Annotated in this window: 15 protein-coding genes and 2 pseudogenes; 2 read left to right on the top strand and 15 right to left on the bottom strand. The window is 66.4% G+C overall.

Going from position 1 to position 18,154, the window contains the following annotated elements:
• Positions 1-32 precede the first annotated feature (32 nt).
• The 7 genes and pseudogenes from LQ327_RS30385 to LQ327_RS30355 all read right to left on the bottom strand — a co-directional run bounded on the left by LQ327_RS30385 (position 33) and on the right by LQ327_RS30355 (position 5,655).
• A complete protein-coding gene (locus tag LQ327_RS30385; RefSeq protein ID WP_230739948.1) occupies positions 33-755 on the bottom strand; it encodes a hypothetical protein in 723 nt (240 codons plus the stop codon).
• Positions 752-1,915, bottom strand: a complete 1,164-nt coding sequence (locus tag LQ327_RS30380; protein ID WP_230739947.1) for a hypothetical protein — start codon at positions 1,913-1,915, stop codon at positions 752-754. Before LQ327_RS30380 ends, LQ327_RS30385 begins: the two co-directional genes overlap by 4 nt.
• Entirely contained in the window at positions 1,912-3,909 is a 1,998-nt protein-coding gene (locus tag LQ327_RS30375; RefSeq protein WP_230739946.1) for a type IV secretory system conjugative DNA transfer family protein, read from the bottom strand. The genes LQ327_RS30380 and LQ327_RS30375 overlap by 4 nt, the downstream gene beginning before the upstream one ends.
• Complete coding sequence (locus tag LQ327_RS30370) at positions 3,906-4,298, bottom strand: hypothetical protein (protein WP_230739945.1); 393 nt, start codon at positions 4,296-4,298, stop codon at positions 3,906-3,908. The genes LQ327_RS30375 and LQ327_RS30370 overlap by 4 nt, the downstream gene beginning before the upstream one ends.
• Positions 4,291-4,680, bottom strand: a complete 390-nt coding sequence (locus LQ327_RS30365; RefSeq protein ID WP_230739944.1) for an RRQRL motif-containing zinc-binding protein — start codon at positions 4,678-4,680, stop codon at positions 4,291-4,293. Before LQ327_RS30365 ends, LQ327_RS30370 begins: the two co-directional genes overlap by 8 nt.
• Before the next feature lie 179 nt (positions 4,681-4,859).
• Positions 4,860-5,108, bottom strand: a pseudogene (locus LQ327_RS30360) (WhiB family transcriptional regulator); the annotation flags it as partial.
• 307 nt (positions 5,109-5,415) lie between these two features.
• Positions 5,416-5,655 (bottom strand): hypothetical protein, encoded by a 240-nt coding sequence (locus tag LQ327_RS30355; protein WP_230739943.1) that lies wholly within the window; start codon positions 5,653-5,655, stop codon positions 5,416-5,418.
• Positions 5,656-6,135: 480 nt separating this feature from the next.
• Here LQ327_RS30355 and LQ327_RS30350 point away from each other — a divergent pair, with 480 nt between their 5' ends.
• Entirely contained in the window at positions 6,136-6,963 is an 828-nt protein-coding gene (locus LQ327_RS30350) for a DUF5919 domain-containing protein (protein ID WP_230739942.1), read from the top strand.
• Between the two features lie 10 nt (positions 6,964-6,973).
• On the top strand, positions 6,974-7,441 hold the full coding sequence (locus LQ327_RS30345; RefSeq protein ID WP_230739940.1) for an NUDIX hydrolase: 468 nt from the start codon (positions 6,974-6,976) through the stop codon (positions 7,439-7,441).
• Here the strand turns inward: LQ327_RS30345 and LQ327_RS30340 are convergent.
• The 8 genes and pseudogenes from LQ327_RS30340 to LQ327_RS30320 all read right to left on the bottom strand — a co-directional run bounded on the left by LQ327_RS30340 (position 7,438) and on the right by LQ327_RS30320 (position 18,152).
• Positions 7,438-7,989: an HD domain-containing protein gene (locus LQ327_RS30340; RefSeq protein WP_230739938.1), complete on the bottom strand. Its 552-nt coding sequence runs from the start codon at positions 7,987-7,989 to the stop codon at positions 7,438-7,440. The two genes, LQ327_RS30345 and LQ327_RS30340, sit on opposite strands and share 4 nt — an antisense overlap.
• A gap of 707 nt (positions 7,990-8,696) precedes the next feature.
• Positions 8,697-9,053 carry an effector-associated constant component EACC1 gene (locus tag LQ327_RS35365; protein WP_372460793.1) on the bottom strand — a complete coding sequence of 119 codons (357 nt, stop codon included), beginning with the start codon at positions 9,051-9,053 and terminating at the stop codon, positions 8,697-8,699.
• 30 nt (positions 9,054-9,083) lie between these two features.
• The gene (locus tag LQ327_RS35360; RefSeq protein ID WP_372460789.1) at positions 9,084-10,307 is read right to left on the bottom strand and encodes a caspase family protein; all 1,224 of its coding nucleotides are present in this window, start codon (positions 10,305-10,307) and stop codon (positions 9,084-9,086) included.
• Positions 10,308-10,740: 433 nt separating this feature from the next.
• A complete protein-coding gene (locus tag LQ327_RS30335) occupies positions 10,741-13,416 on the bottom strand; it encodes a hypothetical protein (RefSeq protein ID WP_230739936.1) in 2,676 nt (891 codons plus the stop codon).
• A 282-nt stretch (positions 13,417-13,698) separates the two neighbouring features.
• Positions 13,699-13,893: a hypothetical protein gene (locus tag LQ327_RS30330; protein WP_230739934.1), complete on the bottom strand. Its 195-nt coding sequence runs from the start codon at positions 13,891-13,893 to the stop codon at positions 13,699-13,701.
• A gap of 648 nt (positions 13,894-14,541) precedes the next feature.
• Positions 14,542-15,498, bottom strand: a pseudogene (locus LQ327_RS35355) (patatin-like phospholipase family protein); the annotation flags it as partial.
• Between the two features lie 1,050 nt (positions 15,499-16,548).
• Positions 16,549-17,619 (bottom strand): zinc-dependent alcohol dehydrogenase family protein, encoded by a 1,071-nt coding sequence (locus LQ327_RS30325; protein ID WP_230739932.1) that lies wholly within the window; start codon positions 17,617-17,619, stop codon positions 16,549-16,551.
• Complete coding sequence (locus LQ327_RS30320) at positions 17,616-18,152, bottom strand: cupin domain-containing protein (RefSeq protein WP_230739930.1); 537 nt, start codon at positions 18,150-18,152, stop codon at positions 17,616-17,618. The genes LQ327_RS30325 and LQ327_RS30320 overlap by 4 nt, the downstream gene beginning before the upstream one ends.
• Positions 18,153-18,154 lie beyond the last annotated feature (2 nt).

The raw sequence follows: 18,154 nt of genomic DNA, 5'->3' as shown, positions 1-18,154 counted from the left end.
AGCCCGCAGCGCTGTTGTGGGTGGGGTCGGGGTCATCGGTGTCGGCCCGTGTTCGAAGCGCCGTCACCGTTGAGCCGGCTGCCGAAACCCGGGACCCGGTCGCCATCGCGGTCGGGGGCCGGTTCGGGCGCGGGCTCGTCGCGGTGGGTGGCCCACCAGCTGGCGATCGTCTCGACGGCGTCGGTGCCGGGGACGGCAACGGCGCCGCGTGGTCTCTCGCCCCAGCCGGTGCGGGTCTGGTGGCGTTCCTTCGAGCAGGACCCGCCCGCGGCCTTGAGCCGGCGGACGACGCCGGGGCGTTGCCGGTCGTGCCAGTCCCCGGCGAGCTGCACCGAGGCGCCCTTGGCCTGGTAGGCGGCGAGCCAGGCGTGCTGGAGCCAGAGCAGTTCCTCGACCGCGTCGGGGTGATAGAGCCAGCACTCCGAGAGCACGCCCGCGGCGTCGGGGTAGCGCAGGAACACCTGGTGCAGCCACCGGCACAGTTCCTCGAGCAGCAGCCGCGCCGCGTCCGGGTCGTCGGAGGCGGTCAGCCAGGACGGCGCCGGGGTCGGGCCCGGCCGCGGAGGTGTGGCGGCGAGGGCGTCGGCGAGTTGGGCAACGGTGCGCGCGAGGTCGTCGACCCGGGTCGGGACCCCGGCCAGCGGGTCGAGGCCGCGGCGCAGCCCGTCGACCTCCCGGGCCAGCCCGGCCAGCGCGTCGGCGCGGGCGAACTCGCCGTCATCATCGCTGGGGGCTCCGGGTGGGCGGCGGGTCACCAGTACCACCGGGGATCAGGAACGGGCCCCGTGCCGGAGCACTCGGGGTCTCGCTCGACCGAGTCTCCGGACTGCTCGCCCGCGTCGGCTTCGGCGGCGTGGTCGTCGTCGTACCAGCGGCCGAGCTGTTCGCGGCGGTCGGCCAGGGCCTGGTCGCGGTCGACGCCTTCGCGCCAGGTGTAGCCGGTGAGCCGCACCCGCAGGTCGTCGAGGCGTCGCTCGAGCGCGTCGCGGTCGTCGGGATCGGAGTTGTCCAAAGCTTTGGTCGGGTCGGCGTTCTCGATCGCCCACCGCTCCCGCTCGGCGACGCCTTCGGGGCTGTCGACCCACGGTGTCTGGTCCGCGGACACCCGGGGATCGACGCGCCCGGCATTGAGGTCGGCGGCTGCTCGGTCGGCGGGCTCGGTGGCGTCGGCGGTGAACGAGGGGCTGCCGGCGCGGACGGTGTCGGTGAGCTCGGTCCGCTCGTGTGGGGTCAGGGCGCGGAACCCGCCCGGGGTTTCGGGGTCGAAGAGCACGTACCCGTCGCGGTCGGCGATGCTCCAGGCCTCGTCCCACCGCGGAATGTCAAGCCCAGCGTCATCCTCCTCCTCCTCGTCCTCTTCGTCGTCGGGTGGGAGGCCGCCGGGCAGCGCGATCTCGCCGACCACCAAGCCGTCCTCATGGATGTCGGGGCCGCTGATGTGCTCGATCCGGTCGTCGTTGCCGTGGGTGGTCATGTCGTCGATCTCCTGGCCGGTGTCCGCGCGGGTAGGCGGGAGCGGGTCGTTGGCGGCGGCGGCGCGGTAGCGCTCGGCGTCGTGGAAGGGGATGTCGAGCCCGGCGGCGGTCTGCTCGGCCGCGGTGACGCGGTCGCGGTAGGCCTGCTGCGCCGTCGTGGGATCGGTGCCGGTCGCGGCGGCGACGTCGTTCCAGCTGGCGCCCTGTTCCCGCGCGGCGGTGACGGTGTGCCAGCGCCAGTCGCCCAGCCGCTCGGCGAGCTCGTGCTGGGCGGCCAACGCCTCGATCGCCCTCGGTGCGAACCCGTCGCCAGCTGGGTCGCGGCGGAGTTGGTCGGCGTCGTCATCCCGTCCGTCGATCTCGGCGCGACGCGCGGCCTGCTCGGCGACGTCGCGGGTGTGCCAGGCCTGCCAGGTGGCGAACAGCTCGGAGAGGTTCATCGCTCGCCCCGCTCGACCGGCTCGGCGTCGGCGCCCTGGTCTCGCGCGGGTTCGAGTTCGACGACGATCCGCTGTGAGGGCACCTGCAAGGTGTCGCTGACCCGCGGCTCGCCCTCCGGGCGCCGCCACGGCCGCGCCAGCCCGAGATCCCGCCGCCGCCGGCGGGCATGCGCCTCCGGGTGTCGGGTCCATGCGGCCGGGCGAATCCGTCGCCACCAGAACCGCGCCCGCTCCCGGGCCACCGACCCCGAACGCACCACCCGACGAACCGTCGCCGCCCCGGCGCGGGTCGCCTGCGCGACGGTGGAAGTGCGGTCGGCGGTGACCAGCCAGGTGAACAGCAGCCGGGCCCGCAGCCCGGACGCTGCAGCCTGCGCCGGGTAGCCGGCCTCCACGGCGCGGACGTCACGGCGGCGCCAGGCCATCCGGGCGCGACCCAGCACCGGGTCGATGCCACGGCGGAACACGATCGCCCGAGCCGGCGACAGGTTCGCAATCTGCGCCGGGGAGAACACCGGAACCTTGCGCACCGTGCGCGACGCGACCCGGCCGTGCAGATCGGTCGTGGTGATCCGCTCGTCGCGCTCCCCGGCCAGGGTGGACCAGAACTGCAGGTCGTCGCGGTCGCGGGTGCCACCGAAGAGCATCACCGAGGCGGTGTTGTTCAGGATCGTCGCGGTCTTGTGCGGACCGTAGCGGTCCAGCAGCTGCGCCCGGGACTGGAACGCGGCGATGATCGTGACCCCGCGCCCGCCCATGTCGGCGGTCCAGTTCTCCAGCGGCACCGGAGAGATCAGCGCCGCCTCGTCCAGCGCCAGCGTCAGTGGTGGGTCGAGACGGCCGCCCTTGGCCAGGCGACGGGCCTCGCGGGCGATGTGGCCGGTGAGCGCGCAGACCAGCGCGCCGGTGTTGGCCTCCTCGGCGCCGAGCAGGAACACCGTCGCCCGCGACTCGAGGAGCTCGGCGACGTCGAACGACGCCCCCGGCTCCGCCGCCGCTGCGGCGGCCGGATGGTTGAGCCACCCCAGCGCCGGCATGATCGAGTTGGTGATGCTGGTGCGGGTGCGGTCGTTGGTGGCGATGAACTGCGCCGCGTCCCGCTCGAACGCCTGCACCGCCGAGCGCCGCAACAGCGCGGGGACCTCGTGGGCGGCCTGGTCGTTGTCGGCGACCCAGCCGAGCACCTGCCACATCGACGCCCCACCGAGGGCCGCCGCGTGCAGCAACGCCGCGAGCACCCGCCGAGCCTGGGAATCCCACCGCTCCGCATCCCCCGACGCCGAGCCGCGGGACGTCGCGGCGACCATGTCCGTGGCGCGTTCCACCGCGGTCACTGGGTCGTGGCAGCCGACCAGCGGGTCGAACGGCAGCGTCGTGGCCCGGTCGCCGAGCCCGACGGCGTTGAACACGTAGACCGGACCCGATCGCAGCGGCGCGCACAGCTCCAGCAGGTCGGTGCGGGTCGAGGTCACCACCGCCGCCCCGGGAGCGTCGATCACCCGACCGGCCAGCCACCCGGTCTTACCGGTGCGCGGCCCACCGAAGATCAACACGACGTCCTCGATCGACGACCAGACCCGCTGCACCCCGACCCGGACCAGCTCGACGGCCACGTCGGCGACCGGAACCCGACAGCGCTCCCACCGGCTCAGGTCCCCGAGTGAGGGCCGGACTTTGGGGGCCATCGTCAGCATCGCCACCGCGCCAGCCCGCCGGGCGATGTCCAGGCTCGAGGCGACCCCGGCCTTGCGGCGGTTGCGGCCCGACCAACGCGCAACGATCGACGACGTCCGCGCCAGCCGCTGCCACACCAGCACCGCCACGAGCGCCACCAGCAGCAGCGCCACCGGCCAAACCAGCGACGAGAGGAACGCATAGCCAGGCAACAGCGCAGACCCGGCCAGCAGCGCCGCGGGTCGACGGGCGCCCCGCTGCCAGGCGACCCACGTCGCGAGGCCCAGCGGGACGAGCAGGATGAGACTGGCCGTGTTCATGGCTGCCCTCCCTCGGGGTCGTTGATCTCGAGACCGATGTGGCCGATGGCCGACCAGAACCGCTCCCCCTCGGCCACCGCGGTCGCCAGCGCGATGCGCAGGGCGCTCAGCGCCCCCGTCGCTCGGACGAGGCGGGCTCTCGGGTCGCAGCCGGTGTCGTCACGCAGCGCCCGGCCCGCGCGGTAGCCGCCGACCTGGCGGGCGAGGAGCTCGGTGAGGTCCTCGAGCGCGCGCAGCGTCGTGACCATCTCGGCGGCCAGGTCGTAGAAGTCCGCGTGCTCGAGCGCCTCCGCCCGGACCGCGCGCTGCGCGGCGACCGCGGTGCGCCACCAGCGAGCGGCGGTTTCCGCGCCGGCCACCGCCGGGCGGACCTGTCGTGGCTCACCCATGACGACCGCCCCGGGTTTCGGGCTCGCAGTCCAGACACACCCCGATTGAGGCCGGTACGCAGTAGCCGACGTCGCGACGGCACCCGCTGCACCACCGGCGCGCGGCGACCGCCCGGCCGAGTGCCTCGAGCTGCGCCGGCGACGGGGTCCCCTTGGCCACCAGCTCGGCGGCGTCCCACAGCGCCGCCCACCGCCGACCGCGGCGGCACACCACCCGCGCCACCGGTGCCCGTCCACCGGGCGCCAGCCCGGCCGCGCGCATCTGCCGTCGGGTCATCAGACCGCGCGGCGCGAAGCGCCACCGCCAGGTCGGCAACCCGTCCTCGAGCCAGGCCGTGGGCTGCCAGCCCCACTGCTCGGTCATCAACCCGCCCGCGGTCACGACGCCTCCCCCGCCGACGCCTCGAGCTCGGAGCGCAGGGCCGCCGCCCACCGCAGCGCCGTCCGCTGGCTCACCCCGCACCGGGACGCGACATCGCGCGGCGAGACACCGTCAGCCAGCAACCGGCGGCCGAGGTACCGGTCGTCGCGGACCTGATCCAGTCGCTGCGCCCGCCGGCCTCTCCGCCCGGGCGCAGAGCGGGACCGCCGGTGCGCGCCGCGTTCCTGCTCGGTCATCCCGCCCGCCACCCCGAACCGCAGCCCCTCGAACGCGAACGCCCGACACTGCTCGAGGACCGGGCACCCTCGGCAGACCGCCTTCGCCGCAGTGACCTGCGCGGCCCACGCCGGGCCGGTGTGCGCGGTCGGGAAGAACAGCTCAGGGTCCACATCTCGGCACGCCGCCCGTGCCCGCCAGTCGCTCGTCATCGGTGCCACCTCGTGGTCGTGGGAAACGAGACCGGTCCAGGAGGACTCACCGGACCGGACCCGCCGTCGGGAAGACCCCGGTCAGGCCCGGAGCCGTGGGTGGAGGTGCCGTGCCACCTCCACCGCGCCGTGGGCGCCGCGGGGCCGCCGAGGCTCGCGGTCCAGGGCCGGACGCAGTCCGGTCGCGCAGCGACGCCGAAGGCGCCCTTGACCGGGAGAGCGGCCGGGACAAGCTCCCGGGCCTGATCGGCTGCGCCGCCGTCGGCGGCTCGACTAGGGCCCCCGGCCTGCGCGGCCTTGAGCGCGGTCACCGCGAACCACCCACGTCCGCGCGCGGCCCGCCGTCGTTCAGCGCCGGAGTCGTCGCCTGGTCAACGGTGGACATCACCTTGCCGACCGCGCCTGGGACCGCCTGCCCGACCGGCGTGCCGACGAACAGCACAAGCGCGATCAGGGCGAAGACCACAGCTCCGGCCGCCGAACGGGTCTTGGCGCAGATGAACGCGCCGAGCACCGCGAAAAGGATCAACAGTCCGACGCCGCTCATCGGGTGCCCCCGGCCCGGGCCCGGGTGTCGGGGTGTGCCATCACGGACTCGGGGTCCGTGCCGGCCGCCCAGGCTTCGGCGACCGCCCGGCTGACGTACCAACGGTTGCCGATGCGCCGAGCAGGCAGCGTCCGCGGGATCAGTCGACGGATGCGCTGGCAGTTCGTGCTGGCCGAGCCCCCGTCCCCGACCTCACCGAACCAGAGGACCGCGACCTCTTCGACGGTGATCAGGAGCCCGGTGGACTCTGTAGTGGATCGGGGTGTGGGAACAGTGCCACCCATGGGTCCTCCTGGATCGCCATGGCGCAAGGTGCGCCGTCGTTCGCCCCTGTCAAGCGGGGCGATACGACGGTCGATCGCGAGCACGTCTCATCGCGTCGGCGCGGATGTCGCGTCTCGAGCTTCGCGGTTTCGACCTGTCGCGTCTGTGTCTCGTCTACGCTTCCTGCGAGGGCGTCGGCGCGAGAGGAACAACGCGATGGACACTGCCGTCAAGCTTCGCGATCTTCTGCGGGATCGACACTGGCAGAACTATCGATCCTTCTGTGTCCAGTATGACCGGGCTGCCCGCGAGGTCGATCCGTCGTATGTCGGGACCTACCCGAGTAGGGCGCAATTGCATCGGTGGCAGGCGGGCGGTCTGAAGAGCCTTCCCTACCCGCATCACTGCCAGGTGCTCGAGGTGATGTTCCCGGGCTTCACCGCCGGCGAGCTCTTCACGCTGGTCGACGGTTCGGCCGCGGTCGTGCCTCGGCAGCGTTCGGCCGATGCCGACGCTGAGCTGGGGTCGGTGCTGGTCGAGTGCTACTCCAGCCGGAACGCTGTGCCGCGAGCGCTCTGGGATCAACTGCTCGACGGTGCGCGCGAGCGGGTCGACGTGCTCGTCTACGTCGGGATGTTCCTGACCGAGAACCCTGCGCTCCTGCCGTCGCTGCGAGCCAAGGGAGCGGCAGGCGCCCAGGTGCGGCTGCTCCTCGGCGATCCACTGAGTCGCCAGGTAACACGCCGCAGCCTCGACGAGGGCATCGGCAAGAACGCGATCACCGCGAAGATCAAGAACGCTCTGGCGTTCTTCAGGAAGATCGCAGACGAGCCGGGCATCGAGATCAGGTGCCACGGCACGACCCTCTACAACTCGATCTACCGGTACGACGACCAGATGATCGTGAACCCGCACGTCTTCGGTGCACCCGCACCGCACGCGCCGGCCATGCACCTGCGGCGCGAGACCGCCACCGAACTTTTCGACACATACGCCGACAGCTTCGGCCGCGTCTGGGAGTCGGCCACCCAACCGAAGTGGTAGGTGTGGAGACGTGGGCCGGACCGATTACTACGACGATCCGAATGCACCGATGGCGAACAGCCTCGTCGTGGCCGTAGTCGCTGTTGTCCTCGACGACGACGGCAGAGTCCTGATGATCGAGCGGACCGACAACGGCAAGTGGGCGCTCCCGGGAGGAGCCCAGGAGCTCGGGGAGTCGGTTCGCGACGCGGCGGTCCGGGAGACCCGGGAGGAGACGGGCATTGACGTCGAGGTCTCGGGCGTGGTCGGCATATACTCCGACCCGAAGCACGTCATCGCATATGACGATGGGGAGGTGCGCCAGGAGTTCTCCATCTGCCTGAGCGCTCGGGCAGTAGGTGGAACTCCAACGTCGAGCGATGAGAGCCGGAGCGTCCGGTGGGTCGACCCGTCGGCTCTCTACTCGATGGCCATCGATCCCCGCATGCGTCAGCGCATCGATGACGGACTAAGCGGTCAAGCGCCACACGTAGACTAGAGAACAACCCCGGCAACTCGCATGCGAGCCTCTGTGCGATGGACCGCCTCGCGAAGTTGGGGTTCCGCCTCGTCGAGGAACCGACCGACTAGGCTGTGAGCACCGTATCGGCGCCTAATCTCGGTCCATCGGTCATCAGGCGAGAGCAACTGGCCCTGAGGCCCGATCACGGCATCACAGTACCAAAGCGCATCGCGGGTCGGGGATTGCTCGTCGTGGAACTCCTCCACGCCCGTTATGCCACGGAGGTCGGCTTCGACGATGGCGCAGGAATGCCGGGCCACCAGTGCCACGACCCGCTCGGGATAGCCCTCAGCGTCGAGGAACCTTGCGCCGTCGAGGGGGTGGAACTGCGCGTGTGCGATGGCTGGCGAGTACCCGATGTCGTGCAGCACTGCGGCGATGCGTAGGTCGTCGCCATCGACATCGGCGACGCTCACGAGCCGATCCGCCTGGGCGGCCACGGCCTGCACGTGGCGCCAGCGGTCGGGTAATGGATCCGCAAGGAGCGCCTCGGACAGCGACAGGGCCGCATCGAAACGATCCACCGGAGCAGACTAACCGGCGACGTGCGCCAGATGATCCCCCGATCGGCCCGGCCTCCCGGCTTCGCCCGTGTATGACCGCGACAGCTCGAGCCGGCCAGGGCGAGAAGTTCAGTGCGGGGTGCAAGCCGTCGGTGACTCAGGTGCTCCATCGTGGCCGAAGAGCGGAGGTCCTCTGCGCCGACACCACGGCGCGCGTGGCCCGGAAACTGGCGGCTGCCTACCGCAGGCTCACCGCCGTCGTCTCGGCGGAGAGCCGCGATGCGGGTCAAAGTTCGCCCGGTGCCCTCGTCCTCGAGAAGCGGTCCAGGAAGTGGCGCTCCCTCGAGGATCACGATCCGTGGACCCTTCGGGGGCGACCTGGCAGCGTGCTCGACTAAGCACCTCGGGTGCTCTGCGGTCATCCCCCAGTGCACGGCGTAGTCGTTCTGCTCCGCAATACATCCAATACGACGACCCTCGCTTTCGGCACGGCGCTGCCGCTGACCTCTGCCTCGGGTCGATCGCGCGGTAGGCACGCGCTCTTTCATGGAACACCAGCTGAATCGACGGCGCGCATTTTCGGACGGACCGGGCCCTCGGCCTATTCGCGCTCATTCGAGGGTCAGAGCCTTGACCCGACCACCCCGTTCTCCTGCCGTTAGAGTTGTGCGGGCCCTGTTCCTCTTCTCAAAGGCGCCGGACGCGTGGTCAGCTACCCTAGCCGGCTGCTATCGGACGTCCTCGACTACGAGGCTTTCAATGATCTTCTGTATTCGATTCGTGGGCTGGCCTGTTATCTCTACTTCGCAGGTACGCCCGTCGGCAAGTTCTTGCTTGATCACCAATCTTGCATCGCGTCGCGCCGACACGTAACTCCCTAGTGCTTTCGCTAGCGCCACGACCGCCGGGCTCGCAAGTATCACTACGAGCGATGCACCGAAATCCTGGTTACGATCGTTATCCCTTCTCCGCTCAACGCTCGACAGGTCTTCTAGGTCCTGTAGTGAGGCGTACAGCTCCGACGCGTGCGCATTGGACTCAGAGAGATCGTTCCGGAAGACCAGACTGAGTGTCGTTTCTTGCATCGCGGCCATTCGCGCATCTCCTCCTTGCTTCTATTCGCGGCTCCATGACCCGCGGAGTAGCTGAGTGTTGTTCTCCTCGTCTTTATAGAATTTGAGCCCCATACACTCGAAAGTTACGAAGACTACGGGCTCGGGATCCAGATTTGGGTCGAATCCACTCGTAGGTCGGACATCGGGCCGCAATATATACCATATTCTTTGATTGGGTTCGACATAGTCTAGAGCCAACGTGTGCTCGGTCTCGCTCTCGTCGCCGGCGAGGAGCACCGCTTCGACATTCGAGATTAGCCTAGACGAGTAATTGTTTACGTATACGACCCAGTAGTCCTCGGTCGGGTCGAGGCCGTCATGCTCGCGAACCTCCGAGTCAGGGCGACCGGCATGAGCGAAGACATTAGACGCTGACGCCTCTGCCAATTCCAATCGAAGGTCGTCGTCTCGATTTTCGCTAGTACGCTCGGATGGCTCATACGCACGATTGGGAAACAGTGGCATTGCCGCTAGATCCCCGTGCCGTTGGTCAGGAGACTGAATCTCGGGACGCGGGGAGTCACGACCGTATCGACGAACCGCTACGCGCCGCGTCAGCTCGCATATATCTCTGAGGCTGAGACTCTCTGGGCCTCCTCGCTCGCCTTCTCTTAGTGTCTCGATTAGCGACTGCGTAAAGATTGTGGCGTTACCCTGCGGGGCTACCTCGGCCGGATCCCGAGCACTCGCCGCGCACAAAACGGCCACACCTCGCTCGATAATCTCCGCCGACTTTACCGAGCTAGCCTGGTCCACTGGACCCTGGAATAATCTAGCCGCTGCACCGGCGAAACAACAGTCTAAGACTAAAAGCCGACGAGCTTGAGGAATCGTTGCACGTAAAACGTTTGCCAATCCCTCAAGCCGAATACTGGTTTCTTCCTCTACGGGCGGCCGGGTCGCGCGCGCGAGAAGGCAATACGATCTGTTTGATCCGAAAAAAGCGCCGTGGCCGACGTAATAGATAAGCACGAGCGTACCCCCGCCGAGACGAGGAGAGTTCTCGCGAAGAAAGCTCGACAGCAAGTCGTATTGGAACACGATCTCGAGATCGCTATCGAAAAGCCAGAGCAAGCTCGACTCAGGCAAATCTAATCCGTCCTGATCGGACAGGTAGGCGCGGAAGCCGTCAGCGGACGCCTTAAACGCGGAGGCTGAATTGAACTGATTAGGATAATGTGGCCATTCACTTGCCCCCAGGACGACCGCGAGAGTGTTTTCCATTGCCCGTCCCAGGTGTCTTCACGGCATGCCCTGCATTGGGTTCGCCTTGTGGGTTGCATCGATGCCGCTGATTATGTCACTCGGCAGTATAGCGCGCGCCACAATCACACGTTCAGCCTAATCCTAGAGCGGATCTATAGCAGCCGTGTTCTTAGTCGACTACAAACGGTATTCAACCCTGAACGCGCGCTTATGGCATTTGACCATGGCTCAGCCGGGAGCTGAGCGGCACCGATCCGACCACGGACTGAAGCATCGGGAGTTCACCTGGGCGGCGATCGTGGCGCCTGTGAGTCCAGCAACCATCCAAAATGTACCTCTCTGCTAGTCCGTCGCTATCTCAAAACTCGCGGGTTGGAGCGAGCGGTCGTCGTCCAGCCGGCGCGAGCGCAATGACCGTAGGCACCCATCTGTCATGGTTCGGACGTGGCGTTTAGAGGCTAGACCGGATGAAGAGGCGTGTGGTTGTCGCATTCGCGAAGCCGGACTCTCGGGCGGGCGGAAAGGGGTCAGGCAGATTAGGAAGCCCCACCTGTCGCAGCAATAGCGTGCTAATCTCCCGGCCGCGTTGCTTGGCTAGGTTCGAATCTCCTTTCCCGCCGGCTGCAACCCACAGCTCGATGGCGGGCTCATCACCGATGAACTTGCGGGTCTTGATGATGCTCCTTATCTTATCCGCTACGTCGACATATGCAGCGGTGTTCCGATTTTCTTCGGTGAAATAGATATTGCCGAGAACGCCCACTCCCCGCTCAACGAGCAGATCGACCGTGGATACGTCGCCCTCTTCGAAGGCGGCGCCGAGCCGAGCTAGATCAGTGAGCTCGCCGCCCACTTGGATGTCGATGACCTTTACGCATCCGAGAGGATCGCCCCACACCACCACCCGAGCCTGGTAGGCGCCATCTCCCCTCGGCCCGGTCTGCCCCGACGAGTTGACCCTTAGGTAAAGGGGACGTGGCCGTGGATAGAGCCAGCGCTCGAGCGGCCGGTGCGTACCCACATAGAAGTAACCGCCCAGCCGCCCGAGCAGGGCCCACCTGAAGGCATGGAACGGGTCGAGCCCAAGGTGCAGCGCGAACCTTGCGTCGTCAACTAGATCCAGCCCTTCCGGCCCGCTGTCGATGACTCCCGCCAAACGGAGGCGGCCTTCAGCCGTGATCTCGAATTGGTCGCCGCGGCGGATTACGATGCCAGTAGGTGCATCGCCATCTTCGTATCTAACTGGCATTGTGATGTCCTGGATCACGACTTGCGAACTCGTTGACTTCACCATCGGGGTAGGTGTGGTCTGCCGATCGGCGGTCTCCGGGTCGAACAGATCGACATCCTGTTCGGGAGGCAATTGAGTAGCACCTAGCGCCTGTCGCAAACCTGGCACTGCTCCTAGGACTTCAGCGGAGATCGTGACATCTGGCCAGACAGTGGCCGGGTCCGGGGGCCGTGGAAAGCCCAGGGTTCGTACAGGCGTTCCAGCATCGGCTTGCCTGCGAGCGTACAACCAGGCCAAACTGATACCGGCCACGTAGTCGAGGCCTGGATCGACTTGCTCGTAGGGCAGCCCCTGATCTTTCGGCTGATCGGAGACCACTAGACCGTCCTGGCCCCCAGAGTCGAGCAACGTCCCATAGTGATGCTGCAGGAGCGCGACAAACCGCTGTTCTTCTGTTTCTCCTGCGCCGAGGACGAGCGCCAGCGCGGATGCGAAACAGCTTTGAAGAGCGTCCGTCTTCCCGAGCTGCAAGGGTTTGTTGCGCTCTTTGCTCATCGTGCGAAGGTAGGCGCGCGATACCTGGCCGCCTCGATCCCCGATCGCGGTCAACCCAAGGAAAGGAACGAAACTCTTTGCATTCATTGAGTCTGGCGCCACGGCGAGGATGTCCATCGTTGCCTCGAACCGCTCCGATGGTGGTATTGCGAGGAGTATGCTACTTGTGATCGGTGCCCTGACTTCCCGATCGGAGCTGACATCAAAGCAGTCTGTGTGATTGTTCAGAGCCAACGCTCTTGGTAGCGCTGGAAGGACGTAAGGTGCCACCACCCCAGCCCATACCGGTAACTGGCCGGCCTGAGCAAGCGGGGCCAACAACGCCACGAGTAGATCTGGAGCTCCAGCGACGATAAGCAACGGTGCGATCAGAGACGCGAGGGCGGGGCCGAGCACGATTCCACCCAGGGAAATAAGAACCTCCTCACGCTCCACGGGCCCCGCCAGAACCGGCCAGTATCCCGCTGCAAGCATGCCGCCGACGAAGTCGAGCTTATTCGGATAGCGTTCGCCGAGGATGCGCTCGAAGAGCTCGTTGAATGGGAGTTCGAAAGCAGGCAATGTGTCGGCAGCGCCTCGAAATGTGATCCCGCCTGCGGGTCTTACGAGCAGATAGCCACTGGAGGCGAGGTACTCTGCGAGCCTTTGGATCTGAGCGGTAACGCGTTCTCGGATGCCGTCAATGGGAACAAGGTCATACACAACAGCGTAAGCACCGACAAGGCCCACCAATTCATCCTGGGAGGGCTCCCAAAGCCGGAAAGATTGAGTGTAGTCAGCGAAGTTCGCAAGGTATTCACTCTTCTGGGAATCCGTTAGAAGGCGGCTGAGGACGGACTCGGGGCGGTACGCAGTATGCCGGGGGTCTCGGGCTGGAACGCTGTAGATGTAGCCGCCGCTGGTCTGATCGACTAGGAACTCGTTCGAATAGCTCCAACCTGCTTCGTTGGTCCACGAATCCGACGCCACGGGGTCCCAGCGGAGGATGTAGCCGTCGAACTGGTTACCGCTGCGGAACGTGAACAACTCTTCGAAAGTGTCGAGAGCAAGGGTGATGACGCGCTCGGCTTTTTGGTTACCGAGCGCGTACTCGGCGGCCATAGTCGCGAGCAGGCGGCCTGACCAGAGCAGCGGATTATCGCGTCCATGTGCCTGAATGTTCCATCTGTGCGGTGCGCCTTGCCCTGTAGGGTTCGCGTCTGGGGTGTCGTCGGTTCGACGCAAGTTGTTGAATTCGTTTTCAAGGTTGACTCGGGCGCGTGTGCCGACGGCGAAGTGCCTTCCAAGAATGCCCTCTCGGGCTCGGTAGTACACTGCCTCGTATTCTTCTGGGTTGGGCATTATTCTCCTCTTACCGCTAGGACGGTGGACCTAGCTCAGTCTTAGATGGCAGAGACGCCATGTTCGTCGTCTCGCGGCAGTCGGGTGGAACGTTGCTGCCGATCGCGCCTCTTCGAGCTGAAGGCAGATGCGCACCCACACGTCGCGCATGGAGGGCACCGTACGGTTGGGGTACCTCCTTCCACGCCCGTAGGCGGTTCCATTTGACAGGACCAGTGCGCTAACGAGCGCTCGCGATCGTCATCGTTGGGCGATCCGGTGTTGATCTGGAGTGCGGGTGAGCTAAGGACTGGCGGTGCGGCGCCACAGCACGTTGTCGCTGGTGGCGGCGAACAGGCTGCCGTCGAGGGCGGCCATGGCCCGCACGTCGTTGGCCGAACCGATCCGATCCCAGTTGATGTTTACGGCGTCAGCGGTGCGGCGCCACAGCACGTTGTCGCTGGTGGCGGCGAACAGGCTGCCGTCGAGGGCGGCCATGGCCCGCACGTTGTTGGCATGACCGATCCGCCTCCATTGCCGGCTTCCCGGGGGGTCCGCCCAGGGATGAAGTTCCGGTTGGGCCCACCACCGGTCGACATTGGGTGGCATAGGCCCTCCGACCGCCCGTCGCTGGTCGATCAGTGCGTGCAGCCTAACCTTTCCAGCATCGACGTCTGCTTGCACTGAAGGATTCGGCGGAGGTGCAGGAGCTGCAGGGTTGCGAGGGTCTTTCTGGCCTGCCACGCGATTCTCGTCGGCCCAAATGGTGCTGCGGAGCACGGAAATGTCAGTGCCAAGCGCCCACCGAGAAGCCCGCTCGTCAAGCCCATCGATGACGTCTGCTGCACGCATGTACCCGTAATCGCGACATATTTGGATTAGGCCCGGATCGATGGCCGTGAAAGGGTGCAGCTCTACATCTGGCTGTATTATGTAGATCGTTCTCGGCGGGCCCGCGCCGTCGATGTCCACGCGAGCATCGTCTCTAGTCACTTCGTTGAGGAGAAGATCCTCAACGGACCGAGCGACGACGCTTAGCAGATCAGCATCGACGAAGCTACGAGTGACAGCAGGGGGATCCGCAGGCGATGCAACAATTGCGTAGATTTCGGTTGCGCCCAGGTCGGCGACCGTCTGCAAGGGTAGGATTTCACGCACTCCACCATCGACGTACGTTTCTCCTCCGAGGGAGACGGCTCGAAATATCCCCGGGGCCGCAGATGAGGCGATAACAGCTCGTCGGAGATCGACCGTGAGAGTGTCCCCGACATGCGCGCCCAGGCACGTCGCTAGCTCATGCTGGGCCGTCTCGAGTCGGGCTTGAAGCGCGCGTATGCTCTGCGCTATCGACTTCTTCTGACCGGGGCCAGCAGTATTTAGTTCGTCTTGTTTCTTTTGAAGGCTATCTTCAACCTCTCGAACTGCATCCTCCGCCTTTTGACATGCCGCTGGAGTGGTGCTCAAGTCCCGCACGGGAGACCCGTCTCGCTCGACGATCGCGCCGTTCTCGGTGGCATACCGCAACCGGCCGCTCTCAAGGTTCACCGTTGCGAGTCGCAAATGTCGGCCTCCAGACTGAGCCCAGGCTGCGACCTTAGTCGTGTCAAGATCGGTGCTCAGTAGCGCGGAGATCGGATCCAGATTGTATAAAGCCTTTGCTCTTCTGGAAAAAACTGCGAGCGATCGTAGTAGCGCCTGCCCGTCATTCAGCAGAAAAGACAAGCCTGCCAAGGCGCGTGGCAAGAACGCGAGATCGCCCCACGGAGTAAAGTCGAGAGTAGGGCCGACTATGTCGAGATCGGCGGAATTCCCGAGAAGGGCGTCACGAACTCGCGGGTCCATGTCAGGGTCGTGTAGCCAATCCTCCTCCTTGTACATATCAGCGTTATTTCGCAGTCCGCTCCATATGGCTTCGAGTCCAGAGAGTCCCTGCTTCGGATTTGCCGGGTCTTCACCTTCGGCTAGCTTAACGGCATTGATCGATCCTACAGATGTCCCGGCAATTATGTCAGGTCGAACGCCTCGATCATATATTAGCCGGAGAGCGCCGACCTCAAAGTCTCCTTTCGCGCCGCCTCCGCTTAGCGCAATACCAACAGTCATGATGACGCTCGATAGACTAACGTCCAAGAACGGCTGTTGTGAAAGTAAGAGACTGCATCGAAGGTGGCATCGGCAGCGTGAGGCAGCTGCTGATCTCTTACGGTCGCAAGTGTGCTCAACCGATTACTTATTGTCACGACGTGACCCCCCTTAGGCCTTCTGATGTTTTATAGTCCACCCGGGGCCAGGACCTGCAACTAGTACAATCGTGTGACTTCAGACTTTGGCTACGTCTGGTCATGGGAATGTTTCGTCCTGTAACCGCTGGGGCTTAACTCTCGATCTAGCCTGCGGTATTGTTGCAATGTTGCTAGATGAAAAGTCAACCTGACGATCGGCTGACAACAGGCTCTGCGTTCAGGCGCTTCGTCTCCGACGTCCGGTGTAAGCACCGTTCACTCTTAGCGGGTTATTCCCGGCAGGGCTAGTAATACATCTCCGCTCGGATCGCCTTTGTGCTGCGAAGTCGGCGGTGCTGGTGCGGCGCACTCTCGCGTAGCTCGACCTAGATTGATCCGGTAGGGAGTGGGCAGGGGTGTCTGGCTGCGTCGGCCCGGTGGCATCGAGGCCAGGGAGACGCCCACGAGGTCCCTGGCTAGCTGCCTAGAGTGTCGGTGACCTTGGCTACCGCGGGCGCCTGATTCCGTGGCCGAAGGGCGGGCGCTCGCGGTCGTAGGCAACGCCGTGCTAACACTAGGGGCTGGTGCAGCCGCCCCCGAGGCTCCGCGATTGGCGATCTTCAAGCACGAGTGGCATGACTGCTGAGGCGCGGCCCGCATCGACGACGATGTTCCGATGCTGGACCTGGCGGTGTCCACTTTGGTGGTCGCTTACGTCACACCAGGGCCACTCACGGTGCACCACCAGCCAACATCACAACCCGGTCGGACCGTCGCTGACCAGCACGAACGCTCACCGCAGAACGCGGCGGCCGACGGGAATCATGATCCGTCCAGTGTGGGTTCGTATCCCACCGGGGGCACATCGATCGATGTGCTCGCCGACGGGCGGGTGCGCCCGCAGGTCGTCGCCCCCGCACCCGCCCGTTCCTCAGAACTCGATGACGGCCTTCCCGCGTTCCTGCTTGTCGAAGACGCGGTAGGCCTCGTCGGCCTGGTCGATGCTCCACCGGTCGGTGAAGAGCTTGTCGACGTCGATCCCGTGATCGGCGACGAACCGGGCGCACTCCCCCAGCCCGACGTTCGAGAAGGTGTACGTCCCGTAGATCGTGATCTGCTTGATCACGAGGTCGGGCGCGACGTCGAGGGTGATTTCGCCGCCGAGTCCGACCATCGCCGAGCGGCCCCAGACGGCAAGGCAGCGCACGGCGGCCTGCCGCGCCACCGGCGCGCCCGAGCACTCGATCGACACGGTCGCGCCCCTGCCGCCGGTGAGCTCCTTGATCGCCGCGACCGGGTCGCCCGCGCCGGAGTTCACCACGTGATGGGCGCCGAACTCGCTCGCCCGGGCGAGCTTCGCGTCCGCGACGTCGACGGCGATCACGGTGGCGCCCATCGCCGACGCGAACTGCACCGTCGACTGGCCGATCGGGCCGATCCCGAACACCGCGACGACGTCGGCCGCCGAGACGTCGGTGCGCCGCAGCGCCCCGTAGGCGGTCCCGGTGCCGCAGGCGATGGCGGCACCGGCGGAGAAGCTGATCTCCTCGGGCAGGTGCACGAGCGTCTTGGCGGGCGCGAGCATGTGCTCGGCGTGGCCGCCGTGCGCGGTGGCCCCGTAGATCGTGGCGCCCTGCGGGCACATCTGGGTCCAGCCGCTGCGGCAGAGGTCGCAGAAGCCGCACCCGTCGTAGTGGAACTGCATCACCCGGTCCCCGGGCTTGAACACGCGCGGGTCGACGTCGGAGCCGACCTCGGCGATGACCCCGCACGGCTCGTGGCCGGCGATGATCGACGGCACGCCCTCCACCCCGCGCTCGTCGAAGCTCTTGAACCCGAGGGCCTTGAGCGCGGCGCCGGGCGGGTCGCGGTAGAACTTGAGGTCGCTGCCGCAGAGGCCGGACGCCTTGATGTCGATGACGACGTCGTCGGGACCCGGCTTCGGGTCGGGGAACTCCTCGATCGAGAGCTGCTTGTCGCCGGCGAAGACGACGCCCCTCATCGGGTGGCCGCCATCATCGTCGCGACGATGACCACCGGCTCGTCGGTCCGGTTGCTCCAGATGTGCTTGACCCCGCGGGTGACGAAGGTGTCGCCCGGGCGGAGCAGCGTCTCGTCGGTCTCGGTGACGGCGTGCAGCTCGCCGGAGATCACGGTGACGACGTCGACGGTGTCGGTCTCGTGCCAGAGGCCGCCCTCGGCGCCCTCGTCCGCGCCGCCGTGGGAGTCGCCGCCGCCGAAGTCGTCCAGGGAGGCCGCATAGGCGGCCGCGTCGAACTCCTTGTCCGGCGGGAAGCTCGCCAGCCGGACGACGAGGCCGCTCTTCGGCGGGTCGATGACCGGGGACTCGCCCAGGGTGGCCGCGGACGCGACGCCGGCCGGGACGGCGTCGACCTGCCAGGTGTCCATGACGGTGAACCCGAGCGCCGCGATGCGGGTCGCCGTGTTCTGGTCGCTGACGATGGTCGACTTGCCGTTCGCGTCGAGTCCGGAGACGACGACGCGGGCCTGCGCCTCGAGATGCTTGCCTGCCATGA

The sequence above is a fragment of the Actinomycetospora endophytica genome, assembly GCF_021026375.1.
Lineage (GTDB): Bacteria > Actinomycetota > Actinomycetes > Mycobacteriales > Pseudonocardiaceae > Actinomycetospora > Actinomycetospora endophytica.
The sequence above is the reverse complement of the archived record's forward strand: the minus strand, read 5'-3'. Positions and strand labels throughout refer to the sequence as shown.